The organism is Lactobacillus kimbladii, assembly GCF_014323605.1.
Taxonomy (GTDB): Bacteria; Bacillota; Bacilli; order Lactobacillales; family Lactobacillaceae; genus Lactobacillus; species Lactobacillus kimbladii_B.
The window spans coordinates 117,267-143,190 of sequence record NZ_SCMB01000003.1; the positions used below are offsets into that span (position 1 = coordinate 117,267).

22 protein-coding genes and 1 pseudogene are annotated in these 25,924 nt (G+C 36.0%); 19 read left to right on the forward strand and 4 right to left on the reverse strand.

Going from position 1 to position 25,924, the window contains the following annotated elements; genetic code table 11:
• The first annotated feature begins 89 nt into the window (after nucleotides 1-89).
• From ERK18_RS05725 to citX, 12 genes are all read left to right on the forward strand, one after another.
• Complete coding sequence (locus tag ERK18_RS05725; protein ID WP_187154766.1) at nucleotides 90-2,099, forward strand: copper-translocating P-type ATPase; 2,010 nt, start codon at nucleotides 90-92, stop codon at nucleotides 2,097-2,099.
• A gap of 183 nt (nucleotides 2,100-2,282) precedes the next feature.
• Nucleotides 2,283-3,686 carry a class II fumarate hydratase gene (locus ERK18_RS05730; protein ID WP_187154654.1) on the forward strand — a complete coding sequence of 468 codons (1,404 nt, stop codon included), beginning with the start codon at nucleotides 2,283-2,285 and terminating at the stop codon, nucleotides 3,684-3,686.
• A 26-nt stretch (nucleotides 3,687-3,712) separates the two neighbouring features.
• On the forward strand, nucleotides 3,713-5,110 hold the full coding sequence (locus tag ERK18_RS05735; protein WP_187154655.1) for a flavocytochrome c: 1,398 nt from the start codon (nucleotides 3,713-3,715) through the stop codon (nucleotides 5,108-5,110).
• A 184-nt stretch (nucleotides 5,111-5,294) separates the two neighbouring features.
• On the forward strand, nucleotides 5,295-6,224 hold the full coding sequence (locus tag ERK18_RS05740; RefSeq protein WP_187154656.1) for an L-lactate dehydrogenase: 930 nt from the start codon (nucleotides 5,295-5,297) through the stop codon (nucleotides 6,222-6,224).
• A 20-nt stretch (nucleotides 6,225-6,244) separates the two neighbouring features.
• A complete protein-coding gene (locus ERK18_RS05745; protein WP_187154657.1) occupies nucleotides 6,245-6,955 on the forward strand; it encodes an RraA family protein in 711 nt (236 codons plus the stop codon).
• A 5-nt stretch (nucleotides 6,956-6,960) separates the two neighbouring features.
• Nucleotides 6,961-8,427, forward strand: coding sequence for a DASS family sodium-coupled anion symporter (locus ERK18_RS05750; protein ID WP_187154658.1), 1,467 nt, complete (start codon nucleotides 6,961-6,963; stop codon nucleotides 8,425-8,427).
• Entirely contained in the window at nucleotides 8,428-9,222 is a 795-nt protein-coding gene (locus ERK18_RS05755) for an alpha/beta fold hydrolase (protein ID WP_187154659.1), read from the forward strand.
• Nucleotides 9,223-9,243: 21 nt separating this feature from the next.
• Nucleotides 9,244-10,299 (forward strand): [citrate (pro-3S)-lyase] ligase, encoded by a 1,056-nt coding sequence (citC, locus tag ERK18_RS05760; protein ID WP_187154660.1) that lies wholly within the window; start codon nucleotides 9,244-9,246, stop codon nucleotides 10,297-10,299.
• Nucleotides 10,289-10,585, forward strand: coding sequence for a citrate lyase acyl carrier protein (gene citD, locus ERK18_RS05765; protein WP_187154661.1), 297 nt, complete (start codon nucleotides 10,289-10,291; stop codon nucleotides 10,583-10,585). Before citC ends, citD begins: the two co-directional genes overlap by 11 nt.
• On the forward strand, nucleotides 10,586-11,500 hold the full coding sequence (locus tag ERK18_RS05770; RefSeq protein WP_109586341.1) for an aldolase/citrate lyase family protein: 915 nt from the start codon (nucleotides 10,586-10,588) through the stop codon (nucleotides 11,498-11,500).
• Nucleotides 11,490-13,028, forward strand: coding sequence for a citrate lyase subunit alpha (gene citF / locus ERK18_RS05775; protein ID WP_315984350.1), 1,539 nt, complete (start codon nucleotides 11,490-11,492; stop codon nucleotides 13,026-13,028). The genes ERK18_RS05770 and citF overlap by 11 nt, the downstream gene beginning before the upstream one ends.
• Before the next feature lie 86 nt (nucleotides 13,029-13,114).
• Complete coding sequence (citX, locus tag ERK18_RS05780) at nucleotides 13,115-13,663, forward strand: citrate lyase holo-[acyl-carrier protein] synthase (protein ID WP_187154663.1); 549 nt, start codon at nucleotides 13,115-13,117, stop codon at nucleotides 13,661-13,663.
• Nucleotides 13,664-13,665: 2 nt separating this feature from the next.
• On the opposite strand, the gene ERK18_RS05785 is transcribed toward citX, so the two are convergent.
• On the reverse strand, nucleotides 13,666-14,610 hold the full coding sequence (locus tag ERK18_RS05785; RefSeq protein WP_187154664.1) for a sugar-binding transcriptional regulator: 945 nt from the start codon (nucleotides 14,608-14,610) through the stop codon (nucleotides 13,666-13,668).
• A gap of 132 nt (nucleotides 14,611-14,742) precedes the next feature.
• Nucleotides 14,743-15,243 (reverse strand): Cys-tRNA(Pro) deacylase, encoded by a 501-nt coding sequence (ybaK, locus tag ERK18_RS05790; RefSeq protein ID WP_187154665.1) that lies wholly within the window; start codon nucleotides 15,241-15,243, stop codon nucleotides 14,743-14,745.
• A gap of 63 nt (nucleotides 15,244-15,306) precedes the next feature.
• Between ybaK and prmA the strand changes: the two genes are divergently transcribed.
• The 6 genes and pseudogenes from prmA to ERK18_RS05820 all read left to right on the forward strand — a co-directional run bounded on the left by prmA (nucleotide 15,307) and on the right by ERK18_RS05820 (nucleotide 23,357).
• Nucleotides 15,307-16,251 (forward strand): 50S ribosomal protein L11 methyltransferase, encoded by a 945-nt coding sequence (gene prmA, locus ERK18_RS05795; protein WP_187154666.1) that lies wholly within the window; start codon nucleotides 15,307-15,309, stop codon nucleotides 16,249-16,251.
• 418 nt (nucleotides 16,252-16,669) lie between these two features.
• Nucleotides 16,670-18,910: a RelA/SpoT family protein gene (locus tag ERK18_RS05800; RefSeq protein WP_187154667.1), complete on the forward strand. Its 2,241-nt coding sequence runs from the start codon at nucleotides 16,670-16,672 to the stop codon at nucleotides 18,908-18,910.
• A complete protein-coding gene (gene dtd / locus ERK18_RS05805; RefSeq protein ID WP_187154668.1) occupies nucleotides 18,910-19,347 on the forward strand; it encodes a D-aminoacyl-tRNA deacylase in 438 nt (145 codons plus the stop codon). Before ERK18_RS05800 ends, dtd begins: the two co-directional genes overlap by 1 nt.
• 271 nt (nucleotides 19,348-19,618) lie before the next feature.
• Entirely contained in the window at nucleotides 19,619-20,905 is a 1,287-nt protein-coding gene (gene hisS, locus ERK18_RS05810; RefSeq protein WP_187154669.1) for a histidine--tRNA ligase, read from the forward strand.
• 2 nt (nucleotides 20,906-20,907) lie between these two features.
• Nucleotides 20,908-22,758 carry an aspartate--tRNA ligase gene (aspS, locus tag ERK18_RS05815; RefSeq protein ID WP_187154670.1) on the forward strand — a complete coding sequence of 617 codons (1,851 nt, stop codon included), beginning with the start codon at nucleotides 20,908-20,910 and terminating at the stop codon, nucleotides 22,756-22,758.
• A 98-nt stretch (nucleotides 22,759-22,856) separates the two neighbouring features.
• Nucleotides 22,857-23,357: pseudogene (locus tag ERK18_RS05820) on the forward strand (NUDIX hydrolase).
• A gap of 150 nt (nucleotides 23,358-23,507) precedes the next feature.
• On the opposite strand, the gene tpx reads toward ERK18_RS05820, so the two are convergent.
• Nucleotides 23,508-24,002, reverse strand: coding sequence for a thiol peroxidase (gene tpx, locus ERK18_RS05825; protein ID WP_187154671.1), 495 nt, complete (start codon nucleotides 24,000-24,002; stop codon nucleotides 23,508-23,510).
• Nucleotides 24,003-24,091: 89 nt separating this feature from the next.
• The gene (locus ERK18_RS05830; RefSeq protein ID WP_187154672.1) at nucleotides 24,092-25,276 is read right to left on the reverse strand and encodes a pyridoxal phosphate-dependent aminotransferase; all 1,185 of its coding nucleotides are present in this window, start codon (nucleotides 25,274-25,276) and stop codon (nucleotides 24,092-24,094) included.
• 159 nt (nucleotides 25,277-25,435) lie between these two features.
• Between ERK18_RS05830 and msrB the strand changes: the two genes are divergently transcribed.
• A complete protein-coding gene (gene msrB / locus ERK18_RS05835) occupies nucleotides 25,436-25,867 on the forward strand; it encodes a peptide-methionine (R)-S-oxide reductase MsrB (protein ID WP_187154673.1) in 432 nt (143 codons plus the stop codon).
• Nucleotides 25,868-25,924: the final 57 nt, after the last annotated feature.

Genomic DNA, 25,924 nt, shown 5'->3' on the forward strand with positions numbered 1-25,924 from the left:
ACAACCTCTATTTATAAAAGTAGATTAAAGAAAAGATTAATCGTGAGTATTATAAATAGATGGGACTGAGTAATTTGGATAATATGAACATGAATCATAGTGGAAATATGAATCACTCAATGAATATGGGTGGTCAGGATATGATGATGCATGGCGGTCACATGATGCATATGGGCAACCTGAAGAAAAAGTTTTGGGTATCAGTTGTCTTATCCTTGCCAATCATATTTTTATCACCAGCAATGGGTGTACATTTACCATTTCAATTTTCTTTTTCCGGTTCAGAATGGGTAGTTGCACTTTTTGCTACAATTCTCTATTTTTACGGTGGCCAACCATTTTTGTCTGGTGCTTATTATGAAATTAAGGCTAAAAAACCTGAAATGATGACACTAATTTCTTTAGGCATTACTACAGCATATATTTATAGTTTATATGCTTTTATTAAAAATGATTTATTAAACAGCAAAGTTCATGTCATGGATTTCTTTTGGGAATTAGCTACTTTAATTTTAATTATGTTATTAGGTCATCTGATTGAGATGAACTCAGTAATGAATGCCAATAGTTCAGTGCATGACTTGGCTAAACTTTTACCCGATAAGGTCCACGTACAACATAATGGTCAAACTATGGACATGGCAATAAACGATGTCCAAAAAGATGCAGTAATTTTAGTCAAAGCAGGAGAAAGTATTCCTCTTGATGGGGTCATTATAAATGGTTCCAGTCAGGTGAATGAATCTTTGGTTACTGGTGAATCGCGCGAAGTAACGCGGCAAAAAAACGATAAGGTTATAGGGGGTTCAATTAACGGCTCTGGAACACTAACAGTTAAGGTTACTAATTCAGCTAATTCAGGCTTTTTAGCCAGTGTCAATAAACTAGTTCAGTCATCTCAGATGAATAAGTCCAAACTAAAAAATTTGGCAGATCGGGTTTCCAGTTGGTTGTTTTATGCCGCGCTAATTTTTGGTATTATTGCTTTTCTGGTTTGGACAAGTTTACGTGGTATAGCAGGTGGTCTCGAACGAATGGTAACTGTGTTAGTAATAGCTTGCCCTCATGCTCTGGGTTTAGCTATTCCTTTAGTGAACGCTAAGAGCACATCAATCGGTGCCAAAAATGGCTTACTAATTAGAAATCGTAATGTTATTAGCATTAGTTCCAAAATCAATTATTTGCTTTTAGATAAGACTGGAACTTTGACGCAAGGGAAGTTTCAGGTGCGCAAGTATAATACTTTAAGTAAATCCTACAATGCAGATGAAGTTATTAAACTAATTGCTTCTTTAGAACAGGATTCCAATCATCCGATTGCACAAAGCATTTTACAATTTACTAAGGAAAAGAAGATTGATTTATATGCTTTATCTGACAGTAATACTTTGGCCGGAAAGGGCGTTTCAGGAATAATAAACGGAGAAGAATATCAATTAGTAAACGAAAAAACTGCAAGAGAAATAGTTAAAAACTTTCCTCAGGTAGAATCCCTGAATTATACTTCGAGTTACTTGATTAAAGGTCATGAACTTTTGGGCTATGTTGCCGTTGGTGATGAAATCAAAAAGAATGCGGCATCGTTAATTAAGCAGATTAAGGCTCTCAACATTACTCCGGTAATGTTGACTGGTGATAATGAAAAGGTAGCGCAAAACATTGCGCAGAAGTTAGGTATTACAGAAGTGCATTCTGGTCTAATGCCGGCCGATAAGCAAAAAATCGTAGCTACTTTGCAAAATCAAGGTAATAAGGTGATGATGGTCGGCGATGGCATTAACGATGCACCTAGTTTAGCCAAGGCCGACATTGGAGTTGCTATTGGAGCCGGAACAGATGTTGCCGTAGATTCTGCTGATGTTATTTTGGTAAATAGTGAACCTTTAGATATCATTAGTTTTTTAAAATTGGCCCAGCATACTCAAAGAAAAATCGTTCAAAATTTATGGTGGGGAGCCGGATACAATATAGTTGCATTGCCGTTAGCAGCTGGAGTATTAGCTCCTTGGGGAATTTTGTTATCCCCAGCCGTTGGAGCAATTTTGATGTCCTTATCAACAGTAATAGTGGCAATTAATGCAGAAACCTTAAAAATATAACAGTCTGGACTAAGCACTCATTAGGAGTGCTTTTTGTATTTTTAAACAAATTTTAAATTTTTAAATTGATAGCCCTTTTATTTAAAAATATTGAAAAAAGCATAAAAAACCTGTATTATGAGTGAAAGAGTAATATAAAATTTATTATTAGTAAAATGTCAGCATTAAATAAGGAGACTGAACATGAGCGAAAAAGAATATCGTGTTGAGAGCGATACTATTGGTCCTGTCAAAATACCAAAAGAAGCTTTATGGGGACCGCAAACTGAACGCAGTCGCAATAACTTCCCCAGCGGTGAATTAATGCCTCTTGCAATTATCCGGGCATTTTTGCATTTGAAGAAAGCTGCTGCTGAGTCAAATGTCGAAGTGGGGGATGAAACAGCTGATAAAGGTGCAGCAATTGAAGAAGCTATTGACCAGTTGTTGAAATTAAATGATAGCGAGCTTCGTAAAGATTTTCCGCTTCATGTCTTGCAAACAGGATCAGGAACCCAAAGTAATATGAACGTCAATGAAGTCGTTGCTAATTTAGCTAATAAACTTCATCCAGGTTTAAACGTTTTACCAAATGATGATGTTAATCGGGGACAGTCTTCAAATGATACTTATCCTACAGCAATGAATATTGTGGCTGTTGAGGCACTGGATAAACTTGAACCAGCTGTGCAACACCTAATTGATGAGCTTATACTAAAGCAAAATAAATATTGGAAAACCGTTAAGGTAGGTCGTACTCATTTGCAAGATGCTACACCAATTACTTTTGGCCAAGAAGTTTCAGGTTATATTTCTGCACTAAAACATGACTTGAATTATATTCAAGAACTTAAACCAACATTGTATGAATTAGCAATAGGTGGGACAGCTGTTGGCACCGGACTTAACGCCGCACCTGGAATGACTGCGAAAATTGCCGGTAAATTGTCTCAAGTATATGGACACGAATTTAAAGTTAATACCAATAAGTTCTGGGGTCTGGCTCATCATTCCGGTTTAGATGTTGTTCATGGTGCTTTAAAAACCTTAGCTGCTGATATGTTTAAAATTGCTCAAGACATCAGGTTTTTGGCTTCTGGACCGAGAGCGGGCTATCACGAGCTTAATATACCAGCTAATGAACCCGGGTCGTCAATTATGCCTGGTAAAGTTAACCCCACGCAAGCTGAAGCAGTAACCATGGCAGCCGCAAAAGTTTTTGGCAATGACACAACTATTACTTTTGCGTGTTCACAAGGAAATTTTGAAATGAATGTCTATAAAACTGTCATGATTACAGCTTTTCTAGATTCTTGTGATATTTTAACTGGTACTATTACAGGGTTTGCTGATAAAATGATTGCTGGTTTAACTGTTAATGCAGAAAAGATGGATGATCTGCTTGAGAGCTCATTAATGACAGTTACGGCATTATCGCCTCATATTGGTTATCATGCAGCTGCGAAAATTGCCCAAACTGCAGATAACGAAGGAACCACTCTTAAGGAAGCAGCGCTTAAAAGTGGTAAATTAACAAAAGAGGAATATGATAAGTGGATGGATTATATGGCGATGACCAATGTATCTCAAACTAATCCTGAAAAATAATTTTTTAAAATTTAGAGGAGAAAAAAATGGGTAAATTTGTTTTTAGTCCTAACGGCAGTGCAGAAATTAAAGACCATTATGATGCAGTAATCGTTGGAGCCGGTGGAGCCGGTTTAACGGCCGCAATTCAAGCAAAAGAACTAGGCTTGAATGTTGCCGTTTTTGAAAAAAATGCTGATCTTGGTGGAAATACTAACAGAGCCTCATCTGGGATGAATGCTTCTGAAAGCTTGGTACAGCTTAATGAAGGGATTATAGATAACAAGGAAGATTTTTACCAGGAAACTTTAAAGGGTGGAGGCAGACTAAATGACCGCGACCTTTTGAGATATTTTGTTGACCACTCAGCAGTGGCGATTGACTGGTTAATGAATCATGGCATCGAGTTAACAAATTTGACAATAACTGGTGGTATGAGTAAGAAAAGGGCTCACCGTCCCGCCTCAATGGCACCGGTTGGCAGTTATTTAGTAACAGGAGCTTTAAAGCAAATTCAGGAAAAAAATATTCCTGTTTTTAATAATTCTCGTGTAATTAAATTATTACAAGATAACGATAAAAGGGTTGTAGGAATTGAAGTTGAAACTGATTCAGGAACTAAAAAGGTTCAAGCGACGGCTACTTTACTAGCCTCAGGTGGCTTTGGTTCTTCAAAAGATTTAATACAAAAATACCGTCCAGATCTGGCGAATTACAAAACAACTAATCAACCCGGAGCTACAGGTGATGGTTTAATGTTAGCTGCTGAAATAGATGCTCAATTAGAGCAAATGGAATTTATTCAGGTTCACCCCACAGCACAGACAGACACTGATCACGTTTATTTAATAGGTGAAGGTTTACGTGGCGAAGGAGCAATTTTAGTTAATAAATCTGGACAAAGATTTGTTAACGAGCTTGATACTCGAAAAATCGTTTCCGATGCCATCACTAAATTAAATGAGGATGGTGCTTACCTTCTGTTTGATCAAACGATCCGTAATAATTTCACTGCTGTCGAATTTTATGATCATGTAGGATTAGTCAGTCAAGGCTCTTCCATTGATGAATTAGCAGCAAATATTGGCGTTAACAGTGATAATCTAAAGAAAACAATTGCAAAATGGAATGAAGCTGTAAAAAACAAAAATGATAGTGAATTTCAGCGGACTACTGGAATGGATCGCACTATCAAGCAAGGTCCTTTCTTTGCTATTCATATTAATCCGGCAATTCATTATACTATGGGTGGAATTCATATAACTCCAAAAACTGAAGTTTTGGATTCAGACGGAAACGTTATTCCAGGTCTCTATGCTGCTGGCGAAGTTTCAGGAGGATTACATGGTAATAATAGAATTGGTGGAAACTCGATTGCTGAAACAGTGGTGTTTGGCAGGCAGGCCGGTATACAGATGACAGAATACACAAGACAATTTAAATAATTATTTAAAATGCTTAGAAATTCTAAGCATTTTTTGTATTATTTAAAAGATGAAAATCATTTTATATTTTTAAAAAATTAAAATTTAAATTATTTATTTTAAATATTGAAAAATGATAGGATAAATTTTATAATTATTTATGTAAAGGATTACATTTTTTAAAAATTTGAAAGGAAATGACGTTATGAATAAAAAGGTTTTACTAGTTGGTGATGGAGCAGTAGGTTCAACTTTTGCCAATGATTTATTACAACATACCAGAGTTGACGAACTGGTTATTTGCGATGTGGTAAAAAAGCGCCCACTGGGTGATTCAATGGATTTAGAAGACATACTGCCATTTACAGGAGAATGTAATATTCATTCTGGAGAATACTCTGATGCAAAAGATGCTGACGTTGTTGTGATCACCGCTGGTGTTCCGCGTAAGCCGGGAGAAAGCCGTTTGGATCTGGTTAATAAAAACGTAAATATCTTAAAAAGCATAATTCAACCTGTAGTTGAATCAGGCTTTAACGGTATTTTTCTCGTTTCTGCTAATCCCGTTGATATTTTAACAACGCTGACCCAGAAACTATCTGGTTTCCCTAAAAATAAGGTTATCGGAACGGGAACTTCTCTTGATTCAGCTCGCTTGAAAGTTGATTTGGCAAGAAGATTACATGTTCCTGTTGCTGAAGTTAATTCCATGGTTTTAGGAGAGCATGGTGATACTTCTTTCGAAAACTTTGATGAGTCAACAGTTAGTGGCAAGCCGCTTAAAGATTTTGCTGGTATTGACAACTCTGTGCTGGATCAATTAGAATCAGGTGTTCGTAAAAAAGGAGGAAAAATAATTGAAAATAAAGGTGCTACATTTTATGGCATTGCGATGATGTTAACTCAAATTGTTACTGCAATATTAACTAATCGATCAATCGCCTTGCCTTTATCAGCACCAATTAAGGGTGAATATGGAATTAAAAATGAGCTTTATCTAGGAACTCCAGCTGTCGTAAATGGTGCAGGAATTAGTCAGGTGCTTGAAACTGAGCTTTCTGAAACTGAAAAAGCTAAGATGCTAAACTCAGCTTCCAAAATGCAGGAAGTACTAGATAATATTGCTTTAGATTAACCAAAAAGAAGGCATGACGAATGCAGGTTGGAAAAAGGATTTTTTTAAAAAGAAACCTTCCGCAAAAAGAAGTAATTGCTGCGTACAGAAAGTTGCCCTCATCAAACGTGGCTGATTGTATGAATAGAACAGGTGCAATGGCACCAAGAATTAAGCTTATGTCCAAGCCTCAGAAGGAAATGTGTGGACCAGCTTTTACAGTTCATAACCGTCCAGGTGATAATTTGACTATTTATGCAGCGTTAAAATATTGTCATGAAGGCGATATCGTTGTCATTGATAATGAAAATGATAATACCAGGGCTGTTATTGGCGAAGTGATGATGACCTGGCTGCGCGACCAAAGACATGTTGCTGGAGTCGTAGTTGACGGACCAATACGTGACATTGATAGTTTGCGTAATTGGGACTTGCCCATATACGCAGTTAGTACAACACCTGATGGACCATATAAAGAGGGTCCGGGAGAAATAAATGTCCCAATTTCTTGTGGGAATGTAAGTGTTAATCCTGGTGACGTAATTTTAGGTGATGCCGATGGTGTTATTAAGATTGCTTTAGAAGAAGCAAGTGAATTGCTTCCAGTTGTTCAGGATTTTCATAAAAAAGATGATGCAAAAGCGGCCAGTTTTCATGATGGCACAGGAAATATAAATTGGCTTGATGAAGAACTAAAGAATAAAAATTATGAAATTATCGACGATATTTATCGCCCGGAAAATTACAGGTAATTAAAATGAAAACACTAGAGAAAGTTAATTACAAGGGATTTATTTTGCCTCTGGCTGTTGGTGTTATACTTTGGTGCATCACGCCTTTGCGTCCTGCAGGCTTATCTGCTCCAGCTTGGGAAATGTTTGCTATTTTTGTAGCAACTATTGTTGGATGTATCACGAAACCTTTGCTAATAGGTGGCACCACTTTAATCGGACTAATAGTAACGGTTTTAGTTGGCTTAGCCCCAATCAAGGACATTGTTGATCCTAAAACAGGGAAAGTAACAACTGGAATTCTTAGTGCCTTTAGCAATTCAGCTTCTTGGCTGATTGCTATGGCTTTCATCATGGCCTATGGTATTAGTAAAACGGGACTGGGCAATCGTATAGCTTATTGGATGATTAAACGTTTCGGCAAGAAATCCATTGGTATTGGTTATGCCATTACTGGATTGGAATTAGTTCTAGGATCTCTAATTCCTTCAAACAGTGCTAGAACTGGAGGAGTCGTTTGGCCCGTAACCGAATCAATATCTAAAGATTATGATTCATACCCTAATGACCCTTCCCGCAAGAAAATTGGTGCCTATCTCAGCTTTATGGCTTTTCATGCCAATATTCTTTCAACTGCCCTCTTTATTACTGGCGCAGCACCTAACATGGTTGCTTCACAAATGGCAGCACAGAAGAATTATAACATGACCTGGATTAGTTGGTTTTCAGCCGCAGTCGTTCCTGTTCTTGTTGCAACTATTGTAATTCCTCTTGTAATTTATAAAATTTTTCCACCAGAGATAAAAGAAACACCTAATGCTGAAAAATGGGCCACTGATCATTTAAAGGAGATGGGACCAGTTACAAAACCTGAAAAAATTATGTCAATGGTATTTTTGCTAGCGATAATTTTATGGGTTTTATCTGGCGTTTTTGAGATTCCTCAATTAGATTCAACTTTTGTTGCCTTTCTAGCAGTTGGCTTGTTGCTGTTAACAGGTGTTTTAACTATGAAAGATGCCTTAAACCAAACTGGTGCCTGGAATATTTTGATTTGGCTGTCGATTTTAATTTTTATGGCAAGTAAACTTATTTCATTTGGCTTTATTGACTGGTTCTCAAAGACCATTCAAACAAGTCTTCACGGTATCAGCTGGCAAATAGTATTAGTGGTTTTGGTAATATTAATGTTTTATACTCACTACTTCTTTGCTAGTGGAACCGCTCACATGACTGCCTTATATTTGCCATTCTTGTCAGTGGCAGTAGCTACCGGTGCTCCTTTGGGACTTTCAGCAATGCTGCTTGCATTTACAGGAGCTTTCAATGCTTCAACCACTCACTATGCCAATGGACCAGCTTCAATTTTAGCTACGACAGGTTACATTAAACAAGGTGAATGGTGGAAATACAACTTTATCTTAGGAATTATCTATTTACTGATTTTTGGTGTAATTGGAACTTTCTGGATGAAAATTATTGGAATCTGGTAAATGCTTGAAGAGAAAAATTTAATCACTAATGATGGGATACGAATAGCATATTATGATACTGAAGAAAGCAAACAACCTATATTGGCAGTTCCCGGTATAGGAAGCACCGCAATATTATGGGAAGAAGTTGCCAAACTTTTTGCATCTGATTATCGTTTTATTGTAATAGATCCGCGTAATCAGGGTCGCTCACAGAGAACATTTAAAGGACAGCGTATCAGTCGTCATGCGGCTGATTTAGAGGAACTGATTACCAAGTTAAACTTGAAAAATATTATTGCTATTGGAAATTCAATGGGTGCTGCAAATATTTGGGCTTATGTTTCATTGTTTGGCTATAACAGACTACAGGCAATTATCGATTTGGATCAGCCTCCCAAGATGATTCGAGATAGCTCTTGGGAGTATGGTTTTAAAGATTTAACTTGGCAGAATTACCCGGATTATTTAAAAATAAATTTTGGCAATGGCAACTTTACTCATATTAATGATGAAATGTTTAAAAAGGCAAAAGCAGATTCCGGCAAATTTCGCTATTTTGCTGAAGAAAATTTTCTTTGTCGCATTGAACACGCAATGCAAGATTGGCGAGATGTTTTAATTGATTTAAAAATTCCAATGCTGGTTTTAGCAGGACAGAATTCTCCTTTTTTTGATTATCATTTTGCCTTTGCCATGGAAAAGTTGAATCAAATGATTAGCGCAAAAATTATTAAAAATTGTGGACACTTAATTCAGGCTGAGCAGACTTTAAGCATGTATAAAGAAGTTATGAACTTTTTAAAAAGGATTTAACAAAAGGTGAGAATCGGATAAATGGATAAAACCGTAGAACTTTTTTTAACATTGCCGGAAACCAAAAAAAGGTGGCAAAAATTTCTAATCAGCCAAGGAATTAACAATTTTAGCTCTCGTGAAGTTGCTGTGATTGATCATACTGTGGGTCTAATTGATGAAGATGGTCAATTAGTTAGCACAGGTAGCATTGCTGGAAATGTTCTCAAATATATTGCGGTTTCAAATGATGCATCTGTTCAGGGAGCAAGATTTAATCAGATAGTTTCAGCTCTAGAAGAATACCTTTTTAGTCAAAAAATTTATCATTCATTTGTATTTACTAAAGCAAAATATTCTGCCAGTTTTTCTCATTTAAATTTTAAGGAACTGGCTCATACTGATGAGGCTGCTTTTTTAGAGAGTGGTACACCAAATATTCAAGACTTTTTAGCCAAAATTCCCAGAATAGAAGACCAAAATCATAAAAAAGTTGCTGCAATTGTCATGAATGCTAATCCGTTTACTTTAGGTCATCAGGCCTTGGTAAAACTTGCTAGTAGCGAGAATGATCTGGTATATGTGTTTGTTGCTGCTACGGATGCTTCATTATTTAAAACGAGTGAAAGAATGGAACTGGTAAAAAAAGGAACTTCTGAATACCCAAACGTGTTAGTAATTAGCGGTGGGGACTATCTAGTTTCTCAATCAACTTTTCCGGCATATTTTTTAAAATCACCTGATGAACTGATCGCCACGCAAACGGAGATTGATGCGTTAATTTTTAAAAATACTATTGCACCGAAACTGGCAATAAAAAAACGTTATTTGGGTACTGAACCATTTTCAAGAACAACTAATTTTTATAATCAAAGCTTAAAAAACACACTTAGTCCCAAAATTGACGTTGAAATTGTCAAACGCTTTTGCAATAACAATCAAATAATTACAGCTACACGTGTCCGTCAATTGATCAAAAGTGATGAATTAAAGGACATTTCAAATTTAGTCCCGCCAACTACATTTGATTTTATTAATAAAAACTATCAAATTTTACAAGAAAGAATAAAGAAAGGAATGAACATCAATGGAAATTAAGACTGTTGGAGTGGCAGGAACTTTAGAATCTTCAGATATTCAAATAATGGTATCGGCTGGTCAAAATGGCGTTGAAATTGACTTGGAATCCGAAGTAGCCAAATCTTACGGAGATCAGATCAAAAAAGTAATAACTGATACTCTTAAAAAATTCGGAATTGAAAATGCGAAAGTTAAGGCTACTGATAAAGGGGCCCTTGACTGTGTGATTGCTTCACGTACATTGGCTGCAGCTCAAAGAGCAACCAAAACCACAGATAAACCAAGATTGGAGGTACTACAATAAATGACTTACGTAAAAAATCGTTTGCGTCGAACTATGATGTTTGTGCCGGGAAATAATCCAGCTATGGTTAAGGATGCCGGTATCTATGGTGCCGACTCTATTATGTTGGATTTGGAAGATGCAGTATCTCTAACTGAAAAAGATGCAGCAAGAATGTTAGTATTTAATGCTATTAAAACAGTTGATTTCGGTGGTGCAGAAGTAGTTGTCAGAATTAATGGTCAAGATACGCCTTTTTATGACGAAGACGTAAAGGCAATGGTGCGCGCTGGAGTGGATGTTATTCGCCTGCCTAAAACTGAATCAGCTGCAATGATTAAAAAATTAGTAGCAGATATGGAAAAGGCAGAAGAAGAATATGGCGTTGAAAAAGGCTCTATTGGCGTAATGGCTGCGATTGAAAGTGCTAAAGGCGTTCTTAATGCACCGGAAATTGCTACTGCAACGCCTTTGATGATGGGCTTGGCAGTTTCAGGTGAAGATTATACTGCTGATATGCACACCCATCGTTACCCAGATGGACGTGAACTTGAATTTGCTCGCAACATGGTTTTACAAGCTGCTAGAGCTGCAGACGTTTATGCCTTTGATACTGTTTTTTCTAATATGAACGACACCGAAGGGTTTTACCGCGAAACAAAATATATTTATGAACTGGGATATGATGGCAAGTCTTTGGTCAATCCACGGCAAATTCCAATGGTTAATAAAGTATTCAACCCTACTAAAGACGAAATTGAAAATGCACTTGCTGTGCAAAATGCAATTCAAGAAGCAAAGGCAAAGGGGTCTGGAGTAATTTCGATGAACGGCAAGATGGTTGACAAGCCTGTAGTTGAAAAAGCTGATCGCGTTATTGAAACAGCAAAAGCTTCTAATTTAATTGATGAGGAGGGTAATTACATTGGAGAATAAAGTAAAGCGCAATTTGCCGGATGATTTGATGACTAAAATGAATCTAAAACCATTTAAGTCAGTTGTAGTTGGTAATCCTGAAGTAAAGAGAGTTGCACCCAAGGTGCAAGTTACCACCGGTGAATCAAAAGTGGTCGATTCTTTAGAGGAAGTTATCAAAAAGACACTAAAAGACGGTATGACTATTTCATTTCACCATCATTTTAGAAATGGCGATTTTGCTTTTAACAAAGTAATGGATTTAATTATTAAAATGGGTTACCAAAACCTGACTTTAGCTCCTTCATCTTTGACTGGTGTTATGAATGACACAGTAATTGAAGCAATTAAAAAAGGTGTCATTACCAATATTACTTCATCTGGAATGAGAGGCAGCTTAGGCGATTTCGTTTCCCATGGTGGACTGAAGAATCCAGTAATTTTCCGTTCTCACGGCAATCGGGCTCGTTCAATTGAAGAAGGAGAAATCAAAATTGATGTTGCCTTTTTAGGTGTCCCTAACTCTGATCCCGCAGGAAATGCTAATGGGCAAGAAGGAGATGCCGTATTCGGTTCTTTAGGATACGCATTGATTGACTCTCAATATGCGGATAAAGTAGTTTTACTGACAGACAACATTGTTGATTATCCAAATACTCCTGCTTCTATTAAACAAACTCAGGTCGATTACGTTGTTAAGGTTGATCAAATAGGTGACGCGGATAAAATTGGTTCAGGAGCGACTCGTTTTACTAAAGATCCAAAAGAGCTGAAGATTGCGCAAACCGTTAATCAGGTAATTACTAATTCACCTTATTATAAGCAAGGATTTTCTTTTCAGACAGGATCTGGTGGAGCTGCTCTTGCTGTGACTAGATATTTAAGAGAATCAATGTTAAAAGATGGCATCACAGCATCGTTTGCTCTAGGTGGCATTACCAAGCCCACAACCGACCTACTTGAGGAGGGTCTGGTCAAAAAAATTATGGATGTGCAGGATTTTGATAAAGGTGCTGCTGCATCAATGGCTAAGAATAAAAATCAACAAGAGATTGATGCTTCATGGTATGCCGATCCTCACAATAAAGGTGCAGTAGTTAATAATTTAGATGTTGCTATTCTTTCGGCTTTACAAATTGACACAGACTTTAATGTTAATGTAATGACTGGTTCTGATGGTGTTATCCGTGGCGCTATTGGTGGTCATCAAGATGCGGCTGCAGCCAAAATGACTATTATTACTGCTCCATTAGTACGCGGAAGAAATGCTACTGTTGTTCCGGCAGTTGAAACTGTTGTAACTCCAGGCGATTCAATAGATGTTTTGGTAACTGAAAGAGGAATTGCAGTTAATCCACGCCGTAAAGATCTCATAGATGCTTTTGCCAAAGTTCCTGAACTCAATGTGGTTGATATTAAGGAACTTCAAGAAATGGCTCAAAAGCAAGTTGGAATACCAAAACCACTGGCATATACTGATCGCACTGTCGCTTTAATTCAGTATCGAGATGGCACAATTATTGATACTATTAAGCAGGTAAAAGACTAATTAATTATTTTTAAAAAAAGTGTGAGAATGAGCTGGAACTTGTTCTCACATTTTTTAGTTATAATATAAAAGAGGTGAATACCAGAATGATAAAATCAATTTTTAATGAAGGCCAGCCTCAGAGTATAACTGAGGTACTGCAAAATAAAGATGAACGCGTCAAACTTCAACAAGAAATCTTGCAAAAGTTTCCAGAAACTACATTATTAGATGTTAAATTGAACATTCCAGGCCCTATTAAAAACAATCATTATTTAGAGAAAATATTCGCCGCAGGTATTTTTGACTTAGAGACAGTTTTTCAAAACAGTAACTTGCCTTTTATTCTTTATGAACATTGGGAAAAGGTAACGGGTCCCGAAAATTTTTACCTTGTCAATTGTAACTACAGAGTTGTTAAGGAAAAAGCAGTTGAATTTGAGGAGCATCAAAAATTAAATCGGCTTTTTGATGCTGATGTTTTAATTGATAAACAAAAACAGGCTATATCCCGCAAAGAATTGGGTTTGCCTGTTCGCAGATGTTTTTTATGTTCAAGACCTGCCAAAGAATGTGCTCGTTCAAGAAGACATTCGGTTACAGATTTACAAGATTATATCACTAATTTGTATAGGCAGGAGATATCCTCTGATTAAAACTAAAGAGTGTCATTCTTATGTAAAACTCTTTCTGCTATTCCACTAGTAGTGATCAAGTGAGTAATTACTCCTGTTCTTAAGGCTCCTAAAAGAGCGTCTTCTTTAAAGCGGTTCCTAACAATTACAAAGCGATTAGGAATTGCAAAAATATTGGAAAGACTGATTCCAGAAATATGGGGCTCAATGGGACTATAAAAGCGTCCCTTAATATCATAAGGCCTACCAAAAATAATTCCTGCTAACTGGTTTTTCTCAAGACCAGTAAATAGTTTATCTGCATAATAATCCATAAAGAACTGGCCAGATTCTAATGATTGCACTGTTCCGATACTTGCAAATACCAGATCCAGCTGTGAAAAATATTTTTCTATGTATTCATAATATGGTTCTTGATGAACTTTTTTTACTAAAGTGGGATCAATCGCATAAAGAGGAGCAGGAAAAGTGAGACATTTTGCGCTGAACTTATTAGCTGCATGTTGAATTAGAGGTTGTTTACGTTTACTTGCGTTTACCACTTGGCCTAACAATTGTATAAAAGTCAAATCATCACGTGTTTCTGCTGAAAAATCATCAATAATATCTCTTATGAGAGTTCCCCAAGTTAAGCCGACAACATGAGCTGAATTAATATAATTCTGTATTTGTTTAGCTGCATAGTTAACAATCATTTCATTATCTTGGTTTTTGGTTTCTTTATCTTCTAAGATATAAACTTCTTTTAAATCAAAGAGTCTTTGGAATTCACGCTCAAGTTTCTGTGCCCGTTTGGGACTTTGATAAATACTAATTTTTACAATTCCCTTATCTTCGGCTTCTTCTATTGCCTTAGCTATAAGATAACGAGAGAGATTATACTTTTTCGAGATTTCTGCAATGTTCAGCTTGCTCAAAAAATAGTCATGTGCGATATTCGCAAGTTGTTCATCTGTTAACAATGTCATTTGCTTATTCCTATTCTTTATACTTTACATTTGTTTTAATTATATTAGAAAAAAAGCTTTAATACTATAACTTAAGTAACTTTTAAGGAGAAAAATTTTTAGTAAATGAGACGAAATTTAAATTTGACTTTTTTATTCAAGTAAATCACAAAACTTTGCATGAGTAATTTTTTGCAAATCTTGAGGTTTTAGAAATACACTACGTCCTATTTTGCCACTTGAAACAGCAACATTTTCTTCACTAACCATACTATTGTCAAGAAAAATGGGAAAGTGATGTTTAAAATAAATCCCAATAGGAGTATTGGCACCATGTACATAACCGGTAGTCTTTTCTAAATCTTTCAGAGGCAACATTTCACATTTTTTATTACCTGAATTTTTCGCTAGTTTTTTCATACTTAAATGTTCAGTTACTGGAATCACTGCTACTAAAGCAGGTGTCTTATTTCCAAAACACACGAGAGTTTTATAGACCAAGTGTTCTTTCTCGTTTAAAATAGATGTATCCATTTTTGCCACACCACCTGAGTCTTCATGTGTAGCAAATTCTGCTTGGCGATAAGAGATTTTATTTCTATCCAATATTTTTTCAACAAGTGTTTTTTCAATCTTATTTTTCTTTTTTGACATAATGATCACCTTTTTAATGATAGCATTGTTAATAGGGAAAATAAAAAGGGAGTTAAAAAAATAATGAAATTATTAATTATTAAAATAGAAACTAGTCATGAAGTTGAAGATGCACTAAATATATATAGTCATGATGTACTGCACTGTTTGGGCACTGAAACACGAAGGCGTTCGGACTTTGAACAAGCAGGTTGGGAGTCTGATTCAACTATTGTTAAATTAGACGAAATAAAAGATTTACCTGAGGATATGCAATTCTTAGCGTATTTTGACACAGAACAAGATAAGGCTGATTTAGTTAAAAAGTACCAAAAAAAGTTGTCTGAATTAAAAAGCTATGGTTTGAAAATAGGTCAGGCTAAAGTGAGTGCTTCTTATATTAAAGATGAAGACTGGAATACAGTATGGCAAAAATTTTATCATCCAATTTCGTTTTCTAGACACCTTGCAATAGTACCTGAATGGGAAGAATATGAGCCTGCATTTAAAGACCAGAAAGTAGTTAAGCTTGATCCAGGCCTAGCATTTGGAACAGGTTCACACAAGACCACTCAACTAGCATTGTTAGGACTGGAACAAACTTTAATCAAGCCAGAGACTGTTTGTGATGTTGGCACTGGTTCTGGAATTTTAGCTATTGCTTCATCTGTTTTAGGAGCAAGATCAGTTTTAGCAACGGATATATCTGACGAGGCAATAACTGCTGCTAATGAGAATATATCTTTAAATAATTTAACTAATATAAAAGTGCAGAAGACGAATTTATTAAATAAAGTTAAGGGTATATATGATATTATTGTAGCAAATATTTTAGCTGAAATTTTACTTGATTTAATTCCAGAATTGAATGAACATTTAAATTTAAATGGAAAAGTGATTTTTTCTGGGATAGATTGTGACCAGATTGAAAAAATCAAAAAGGCTTTGACTGTAAATGGGTTCCATATTATATTGTCAATGCAGCAGGGACGTTGGATTGGGCTAATTATTGAAAGAAAAGATAACTAAAAAGAGTTATAATAGATAATTAAATTAGTAAGGAACTGACAAGTTGATTGATAAACTAAAAAATATTCCTTTTTTTAAAAAGTTAAATAGCTATAAGATAACACCAGTAATTTGCTGGAGTATATTAGTCATGATTTTGCCACTCTTATTTAGCCTGTTTTCAATAGGCACTATTTATCGTGTGGGTCTCTTATTTATAGTACTCAACAGCATAATCAGCTATCACATTGGCAAATTGATTAAAGCACTTAATTTAAGGCACTATTGGCTGTTGTTTATGCCGGGCTGTTTTTGCTTAATTGTTTTATTGAAATATGCCAATTACAATTTTTTATTTGGGTTAATTTACCTGATTTTGGAAATATTTGGTTTAATGGATAATCAAATCTATGGTTAGTGCTAGAAGGGGCGATATTCTATGTCAAAGTACATTGAAATGACACATGAGCAGGTGATAGATACCTGTAAAAAATATATGAATGATGATCAAATTGCATTTGTTGAAAAAGCATATAAATTTGCTGAAAATGCTCATAAAGATCAAAAAAGAGCTTCTGGACAACCATACATCGTTCATCCTACCCAAGTTGCTGGCACTCTTGCTCAATTAAGTCTTGACCCTGATACAGTAGCTGCAGGATTCTTACATGATACTGTAGAAGATACCCCAGTGACCAATGATGATATTAAAGAAAACTTCGGCAAAGATGTAGCTTTTATAGTAGATGGCGTCACTAAGTTAAATAAATACCAATACAAATCACACCAAGAATTTTTAGCTGAAAATCACAGAAAAATGTTGATTGCAATGGCAAAAGATATTCGTGTGATTATGGTCAAGCTGGCAGACAGACTGCATAATATGCATACATTAGAGCATTTACGCCCTGATAAGCAACGTAGAATTGCATCGGAGACAATGGATATATATGCGCCTTTAGCCGATCGTTTGGGTATTGGAACAGTTAAATGGGAACTCGAAGATATGAGTTTTCATTATTTAAATCCAAAAGCATATTACCGCATTGTTAATTTAATGAGTCTTAAACGTAGTCAAAGAGAAAAATATATTCAAGATGCGATCAAGACACTTAAAGAAAGCTTGGATAGTCTGGGAATCAAGTATGAAATATATGGTCGTCCAAAGCACATCTATTCTATTTATAAGAAAATGGTCAACAAGCATAAAGATTTTAATGAAATTTATGACTTGTTAGCAGTACGTGTGATTGTTAAAACAGTTAAAGACTGTTATGCGGTTTTGGGTGCTGTTCATACCAAATGGAAACCAATGCCAGGTCGCTTTAAAGATTATATTGCTGTGCCTAAAGTTAACGGTTATCAATCACTTCATACTACGATTATTGGCCCTGGTGGCAGACCTCTTGAGATACAAATCAGAACCGAACAAATGCATGAAGTTGCTGAATACGGTGTGGCTGCTCACTGGGCATATAAGAGGGGGAACTTTAAAGGTGTAGAACAAACCAGTTCAAATGAAAAGTTGGATATGGTCCGTGAAATTTTAGAATTAAAAGATGAAACTTCAGATGCTGATGAATTCATGAAAAGCGTTAAAAGCGAAATCTTCTCTGATCGCGTTTATGTTTTCACTCCTAAAGGTGAAGTTTATGAACTGCCAAAAGGGTCAGTTACCTTAGATTTTGCTTATGAGATTCATACTCAAGTGGGTAGTCATGCAGTCGGAGCTAAAGTCAATGGCAAACTAGTACCGTTAGATTATAAGTTAAAAAATGGTGATGTCATTGAAATCATGACTCAATCTAATGCTACCCCATCAAGAGATTGGGTAGATTTGGTTAAGACCTCACGTGCACGCAATAAAATTCGCCGGTACTTTAGAAATCTTGATCGTGACCGTAGTATTGAGCAGGGCGAGCAAATGGTGGCGGACAAGTTGCGTGAGCAAGGACTTTCACCTAAAGTATTTATGTCTAAAGAACATATTGAACCACTATTAGAACAAATAAATTACCATACTGCTGATGAAATGTATGCTTCAATCGGTTTTGGTGATCTTTCCGCAATTGGTGTGGTTAACAGATTAACTGCGGATATACGCCGCGAAAATGAAAAGAAGAAACAAAAGCAGCTTGAAGAAGAAATTCTGAATTCAGGACAAAAAGCAGTTACGGAAAATCCACCAAGTAAAAAAGATTCTAAGGCAATGAAGATCAAGCACAAAAATGGTGTTATGATTCAAGGCATAAGTGACTTGATGCTTCATTTGGCCAAGTGTTGCAACCCAGTTCCAGGAGACGACATTGTCGGCTATGTTACTAAAGGTCGGGGCGTGACAATTCATCGAACAGACTGTCGCAATATAGTAAATAATGACGAAAGTAAGGGCAGACTGATTGAAGTTCAATGGGAGAATGTTGCAGAAAACAGTGCTCAATCATTTAATGCTAATATTGAAGTCTTCGGCTACAATCGTGGTAAATTACTTACTGATGTCATTACAAAGTTGAATACACTAACCCCAAACATTAATAATATCTCAGGCAAAGTTAATGAAGATAATATTGCTCATATATATGCTACAGTGGCGGTGAACAATTCAGCACAACTAGAAGACATTTTGACTAAGTTAAGAGATATACCAGATGTATACCAGACGAGGAGGGCTGATAATTAATGCGGATTGTGATCCAAAGAGTAAACCGAGCTAGTGTTAAAATTGCGGGAAATACAGTAGGACAGATCTCTAAGGGTTTATTATTGCTGGTCGGGTTAAAAGAAGGCGATGAAGCCGATATTGTTAAAAAGGCCGCTGCTAAAATTGTTAAAATGCGTATCTTTGAAGATGAAAATGGTAAAACCAATTTAGCAATTAAAGATGTTGGCGGACAAATATTAAGTGTTAGTCAGTTTACTTTACTAGCAGATACCAAAAAGGGTAATCGACCAAGTTTTATCAAAGCTATGAGACCACCAAAATCAAAAGAGTTATGGGAACAGTTTAATAAAGATTTGGAAGATTTAGGATTAATTGTAGCAAGAGGTGAATTTGGTGCAAACATGCAGGTTGATTTAGAAAATGATGGACCTTTCACAATCGTGTTGGATCTGTAAATATCGTGCATGAATAGTACTACAGGTTGACTTTTAACTGTGAAAACTATATTCTAAAAAAGAATTATCAATGACAAAGACTGAAGTTTAGTATTTTTATTCAGAGACCGCCTGTTTTTGGTGAAAAGGTGAGAAAAAACTAACTGTGACCCCTTTACCAGATAATGAGCGCATCGCGAGCGTTATTCGCAGCAGGTAAAAGGTGGTACCGTGCTAAATCAGAGCGCCCTTGATTTATTCAAGGACGTTTTTTTATTAAAAGGATGATTAAATGAGAGTTCAAAGACCTAAAGGAACAGTTGATATTTTGCCAGATGAATCTGGATCATGGGAAAAAGTCGAACAAATATTACGTGACTTTTTTAAACAAGCAAATTACCGCGAGATTCGGACACCTAGTTTTGAAAACTACAATGTTTTTTCACGTTCGAGTGGTGAAACTTCTGATGTTGTTGAAAAAGAAATGTACGATTTTAATGATAAAGGTGGCAGACACATTGCCTTAAGGCCTGAAGGAACAGCTGGAGTAGTGCGAGCTTATGTTGAGGATAAACTTTATGCACCAGAAATTGCCAAGCCCTTAAATGTTTATTATATTGAATCGACATTTCGCTATGAAAGACCTCAAGCAGGTCGTCAACGTGAATTTCACCAAATTGGCATTGAGAGTTTTGGTTCCGCAAATCCTTTGGCTGACGTAGAAACAATTGTTCTAGCTCATGATTTGTTGGCCAAGCTTGGTGTGAAGAATTATGAATTGCATATCAATACACTAGGAAATTCACAAGTACGGCAAGGTTATCATGATGCGTTGGTTAATTATTTTAAACCAGTCAGAGACCAGCTTTCTGATGATTCAAAAAGACGGTTAGAAAAAAACCCTTTGCGCATTTTAGATTCCAAAGATGAACAGGATAAGAAATTTTTACCAGATGCACCTAAAATAGTTGATTATTTGGATCAAGAATCAAAGGAAAACTTTGACCAAATTTTAAAGATGCTGGATCAATTAAAAATTAATTATGTGATTGATAATGATTTAGTTCGGGGACTGGACTACTACACTGGTGTAATTTTTGAATTCATGGTCGAAGATAAAAGCATTTGGGAATCTGCTTCAACAATTCTTGGCGGTGGCCGTTATGATAACTTAGTAAAGGAATTTGACGGACCAAGTACTCCAGCAGTCGGTTTTGGCATTGGCGAAGAACGTTTGATGCTGGTATTGCAAAAACAAAATCCAAAACTTTTTGCAGATCAGGGTATTGATTTCTTTATTGCCAATATCGGTCAAGAAACAGAAGTAAAAACAGTTGAAATTGCTCGTTTATTACGTAAACAAGGGCTGAAAGTTCAATATGATGTCGAGCAAAAGAAGTTAAAAGCTCAATTCAAAAAAGCAGATAGAGCTAAAGCAAAATATGTTATTACTCTTGGCGATAAAGAATTGACTGCCAAAGTTTTAAATGTTAAGAGACTTTCTGATGCTAAAACATTTAAGTTTGCTTTTAATGATCTAGAAAATATAAATGCGGTAATGAAACAATTAAAGGAATAAAAATGAAAAAAATGGAAAAAAGAACTGACTATTGTGGCAATATCACTCAAAACTACCTTGATAAGAATGTAAATTTATATGGCTGGGTGCAACGTGTGCGCAATCTGGGTAATTTGATATTTATAGATTTACGCGATCGTGAGGGACTAGTCCAAGTAGTAGTTAATCATGATTCAGGTAAAGAATTAATGGCTATTGCTGATTCATTGGGAAATGAATATGTAATTCAAGTTAAAGGAAAAGTGGTCAAACGTTCAAGTATTAATCCTGACATGAAAACGGGAGAGGTTGAAGTTGAGGCTAAAGAAATCAATGTGTTGAACAAAGCCAAGAATCCGCCATTTGAAGTTAAAGATAATGTTGAAGTTGCCGAACAGACTCGGCTAAAGTATCGCTATTTGGATTTGCGTAGACCAAACTTGCAAAATGCTATCATTTTACGGTCAAAAATTTTACGAGCAACACACGAATTTTTTGATCAAAATGGTTTCATTGACATTGAAACACCAATTTTAGGAAAATCTTCACCTGAGGGTGCACGTGACTATTTGGTACCGTCCAGAATCTATCCGGGCAGTTTTTATGCTTTGCCGCAATCTCCCCAATTATTCAAGCAATTATTAATGGGGGCCGGCTTTGATAAATATTACCAGTTAGCTAGATGCTTTAGGGATGAAGACTTGCGAGGGGATAGACAACCTGAATTTACGCAAATTGATATGGAAACCTCTTTTACTGATGAGCAGCAAGTCCAGGACTATACAGAAGGTTTGCTCAAGAAAATCATGAAAGACGTAATGGGAATTGATCTGAAAACTCCAATTGATCGCATTTCCTGGACAGACTCAATGAATAATTACGGCACAGATAAACCAGACATCCGTTTTGGCATGTTGATTCACGACTTAAGTCCAATCTTTAAGGATAGTGCCTTTAAGGTTTTCTCTGGTGCTATTGCCAATGGTGGCTTTGTTAAAGGGATTGCAGTTAAAGATGGTGCTCAAAAATACTCTCGCAAACAAATTGAGAAAAAGCAGGACTATATTAAGCGCTATCACGCAAAAGGTTTGGCTTGGGTCAAATTTGAAGATGGCGAATTCTCCGGTCCTATTTCCCGCTTTTTAACTGATGAAAATAAAGCTGCTCTAATCAGTGAATTTAACTTGCAAGGCGGGGAACTAGTCGTATTTATTGCTGATAAATGGAAAGTCTGCTGCGATTCACTTGACCATTTACGTCGTGAATTTGCTAAAGAAACAAATATTATTCCGAAACATGTCTTTGACTTTGTCTGGGTGGTTGATTGGCCCTTATTTGAATATGATGAAGGTTTTGGCAGGTGGATTGCTGCTCACCATCCATTCACTATGCCTGATGATGAAGGTATTAAATTATTGGATACTGAACCGCATAAAGCTCACGCTCGCAGCTATGATATAGTTATGAACGGTGATGAACTAGGTGGTGGATCAATCCGTATTCACAAGCGTTCAATTCAGGAAAAAATGTTTAAGGCACTTGGCTTTACAAAAAAACGTGCCTATGAACAATTTGGCTACCTTCTTGAAGCTTTGGATATGGGCTTTCCACCACATGCTGGACTTGCCATCGGGCTTGACCGTTTTGCAATGCTGCTTGCTGAAAAAGATAATATCCGTGATGTATTGGCATTCCCGAAAAATGCCAATGCTTCAGAACCAATGATGCACGCGCCTGCCCCTGTATCTGAACCGCAATTGACTGATTTGGGTATTGAAATCGAGGATAAGTATCAAGAGGATGTAGCTAAAATTGAGGCAAAATTGAAAGCACAAGCGGAAAAAGATGCTGCACATAATACTAGTTGGGATTAAAAAGAAGATAAATATCAAAATAGCATGAAGAATTATGCTCTTCATGCTATTTTGTTCTCTTATTGTTAAGAAATTAACCTGAGTTAGGAGAAAATCATATGACTGATAAGTTTCACCGAGCCTTTGGCTGTTATGGTATTATTGGTGATCAAAAAACGTTAGTAGTAATTAAAAAGCATGGTGGTCCCTATATTAATCGCTTCGACTTACCAGGAGGTAGTTTAGAAGACGGGGAATCATTAAACCATACAGTTATGCGTGAAGTGAATGAAGAAACAGGTCTAGTAGTTCAAGATTAAAGGCAAATTGGTGTTACTTCATTTAAATACCCTTGGGATTACAAACAATGGCATTTGAATCAACATATTTGTGTTTTTTATGAAATAAAGAAAACTATTGGTAAAGTTCAAGGAGAAGTTAAACAATTTACTGGTCAAGACTCATTAGGAGCAGTCACGATACCATTAGCAAAAATAAGTATTGCAAACTCTTCGCCTTTAGTAGTTAAAGCCAAGGAATTTTTATTAAACCCAGACAAATTTGATTTAGCAGATCAAACTTTTAATAAGTGGACTGTACTTGATAAACCTGTTTTTTAAAGTAAAAAAAGTGTCTGGGAAAAAAATGCTCTTTGAAGTTAAATTAAAAAATTTACAATTTAAAAAGACCGACAAATCAACGCTTTATTGACGTGATTTGTCAGCCTTTTTAGTTAGGTTAGAGTTTTTTCCCAGACTCTTTTAACTAGATTATTTTAAACTTTGTAAAAAATCTAAAGCCTTATCGTAATCGGGCTCGTTAGTTAATTCCTGAATAAGTTCTTGGTACAAAACTTTTTTATCTGCATCAACGATCCAAACGCTTCTGGAATCTAAGTTATTAGCTTCAATAAATAAGCCCATGTTTTTACCAAAATCAAAAGAATCATCAGACAAGAGTTTCATCTTTGAAACACCTTCAGCTGCACACCAGTTTTTCTGCTCTTCTGGAGTATTGGTAGAAATAGTATAGAAATTGATACCGTCAAACTTATCAACTTCACCGTTAAACTTTTTAGTAGAAATACTGCAGACGCTGGTATTAATATTAGGTACCACACTGATTAAAGTTGGCTTGTCAACTAATTCTGTTACTGAAACAACAGAACCGTCTGCCTGTTTTACTTTAAAGTCTGGTAATTGTTCGCCCACTTTTGGTGGTTCACCATTGGTTGACAGTGGTTCATTTTTCATTGTTACTTGCATAATCTTAACCCTTTCTCTTGTTATAAATATAAACGACTACACTTTAAATTTTAAACTACTAAAGTTGAAAACCCCAAGAAATTAGCTTTTTAGTTATTATTAGTGTAATCAGTTATGCGCTGAATAGCCTCTTTGAGCTTCTCTTCAGAAGATGCATATGAAAAGCGAACATACCCATGACCACCTGCACCAAAAAAGCTGCCAGGAGTTACCCCAACTTTGGCTTTTTCAGCTAAATCTTTGGCAAAGGCGACATCGTCACAGCCAAATTTAGTTGGTATTTTAGCAAAAATATAAAAAGCTCCTTCTGGTGTAGCCATGGTATAACCGTTCTTTTTTAGACCATCTTCAAGAAGATGTAAACGACTTTGGTATTTTTCTCTAGCATCGATGTAGTCTTGATCGCCATGGTCTAATGCCTCTGACGCCGCAATCTGGACATTATCAGTTACAGAAGAAATTAAAAATGAATGTATTTTGATCATTGATTTCATTAGCTCGGCAGGTCCCGCGATATAACCAATTCTCCAACCAGTCATTGCGACGCTTTTCGACAGCCCCGATAACAAAACAGTTCTTTCCGGAATAATCTGTGTCAGAGAATAATGTTTCCTATCACCGTAAATTAATTCTGCATAAATTTCATCACTGACAGCAAATATATCGTATTTAGTGATAACGTCTGCTAACTCTTGCAAGTTTTGCTCTGAGTATACTCGACCTGTTGGGTTAGACGGGTCAGTAATAATAACGGCTTTTGCACCTTTGCCTTCATTTTCAAGCGTTTCAGTCAGCTTTTTGGCTGTTAAAAGAAAATTATCAGCAGAAGTATCAACTTGTACAGGTATACCACCCGCCATTTTTATAATACCAAAATAAACTTCCCAAACAGGAGTAGGAACAATGATTTTCTCTCCCGGATTTAGCAAAGCCATGGCAGCAATGTTCAGTCCTTCTGAGACACCTACAATAGCGCAAATTTCACTTTTAGGATCATAGCTTACACCCAAACTCTTTTTTAAATATTTGCTGACGGAATTTAAGTATTTTTCTTTACCAGCTTCTGGCGCATAATGGGAGTCATTGCTATTAATATCATTAATGGCCGCTCGTTTTATATGTTCAGGAGTATTTAAATCAGGCTCACCAATGGTTAATTTTATTATCCCAGGAATTTTAGAAATTTTTTGACTAAAAGATCTGATTTCAGAATTAGGTAAGTTTCTAATTCTAGAATTTATTTTTGCAGATAAGTTTTTTGCTAAATGTGGCATAACACAATAAGATCCTTCCTATTTTTCTTGAAACCATATTATAACCCAGCATGAACTTAAATAAAATTAAGAAAAAGTATTATTTTAGTGAGTTTATAGTTAGTGTATGCTAGTTATTTTTGTTATATTGGGTGTATACACGTAAGGAGTGTGTGATTTATGGATCAAAATGAGAAAAATAAGAGATTGAAGCAGTTAACTCCCGATCAGTACCAAGTGACTCAGCAAGCTGCAACTGATTACCCATTCAAAGGCAAATACGATGATTTTTATCAAAAAGGAATTTATGTTGATATTGTATCAGGTGAACCACTATTTTCGAGTGAAGACAAATATGATGCGGGTTGTGGCTGGCCTAGTTTTACCCGACCAATTAAAAAATTAGTCTACCACCGTGATCAGTCTCATAATATGGAAAGAACAGAAGTTAAGAGTCCAGACGCAGATTCGCATTTAGGACATGTATTTGACGATGGGCCGTCTGATAAAGGTGGCTTGAGATATTGTATCAATTCTTCAGCTTTAGCTTTCATCCCTTATGAGCAATTAGAACAAAAAGGTTACGGAAAATATAAAAAGCTTTTTAAATAATCTAAATTATGTAAAAAAGAACATGGCAAACTTAGTCATGTCCTTTTTTAATGTCTA

Coding starts and splice junctions, on each gene's coding strand:
- ERK18_RS05830 (WP_187154672.1), bottom strand. CDS start 25,276: ATGCCACATTTAGCAAAAAACTTATCTGCAAAAATAAATTCTAGAATT.
- aspS (WP_187154670.1), top strand. CDS start 20,908: ATGAAAAAAATGGAAAAAAGAACTGACTATTGTGGCAATATCACTCAA.
- tpx (WP_187154671.1), bottom strand. CDS start 24,002: ATGCAAGTAACAATGAAAAATGAACCACTGTCAACCAATGGTGAACCA.
- ERK18_RS05740 (WP_187154656.1), top strand. CDS start 5,295: ATGAATAAAAAGGTTTTACTAGTTGGTGATGGAGCAGTAGGTTCAACT.
- ybaK (WP_187154665.1), bottom strand. CDS start 15,243: ATGTCAAAAAAGAAAAATAAGATTGAAAAAACACTTGTTGAAAAAATA.
- ERK18_RS05745 (WP_187154657.1), top strand. CDS start 6,245: ATGCAGGTTGGAAAAAGGATTTTTTTAAAAAGAAACCTTCCGCAAAAA.
- prmA (WP_187154666.1), top strand. CDS start 15,307: ATGAAATTATTAATTATTAAAATAGAAACTAGTCATGAAGTTGAAGAT.
- citX (WP_187154663.1), top strand. CDS start 13,115: ATGATAAAATCAATTTTTAATGAAGGCCAGCCTCAGAGTATAACTGAG.
- ERK18_RS05800 (WP_187154667.1), top strand. CDS start 16,670: ATGTCAAAGTACATTGAAATGACACATGAGCAGGTGATAGATACCTGT.
- ERK18_RS05730 (WP_187154654.1), top strand. CDS start 2,283: ATGAGCGAAAAAGAATATCGTGTTGAGAGCGATACTATTGGTCCTGTC.
- dtd (WP_187154668.1), top strand. CDS start 18,910: ATGCGGATTGTGATCCAAAGAGTAAACCGAGCTAGTGTTAAAATTGCG.
- hisS (WP_187154669.1), top strand. CDS start 19,619: ATGAGAGTTCAAAGACCTAAAGGAACAGTTGATATTTTGCCAGATGAA.
- ERK18_RS05750 (WP_187154658.1), top strand. CDS start 6,961: ATGAAAACACTAGAGAAAGTTAATTACAAGGGATTTATTTTGCCTCTG.
- ERK18_RS05725 (WP_187154766.1), top strand. CDS start 90: ATGAATCATAGTGGAAATATGAATCACTCAATGAATATGGGTGGTCAG.
- citC (WP_187154660.1), top strand. CDS start 9,244: ATGGATAAAACCGTAGAACTTTTTTTAACATTGCCGGAAACCAAAAAA.
- ERK18_RS05770 (WP_109586341.1), top strand. CDS start 10,586: ATGACTTACGTAAAAAATCGTTTGCGTCGAACTATGATGTTTGTGCCG.
- ERK18_RS05785 (WP_187154664.1), bottom strand. CDS start 14,610: ATGACATTGTTAACAGATGAACAACTTGCGAATATCGCACATGACTAT.
- citD (WP_187154661.1), top strand. CDS start 10,289: ATGGAAATTAAGACTGTTGGAGTGGCAGGAACTTTAGAATCTTCAGAT.
- ERK18_RS05755 (WP_187154659.1), top strand. CDS start 8,428: ATGCTTGAAGAGAAAAATTTAATCACTAATGATGGGATACGAATAGCA.
- ERK18_RS05735 (WP_187154655.1), top strand. CDS start 3,713: ATGGGTAAATTTGTTTTTAGTCCTAACGGCAGTGCAGAAATTAAAGAC.
- msrB (WP_187154673.1), top strand. CDS start 25,436: ATGGATCAAAATGAGAAAAATAAGAGATTGAAGCAGTTAACTCCCGAT.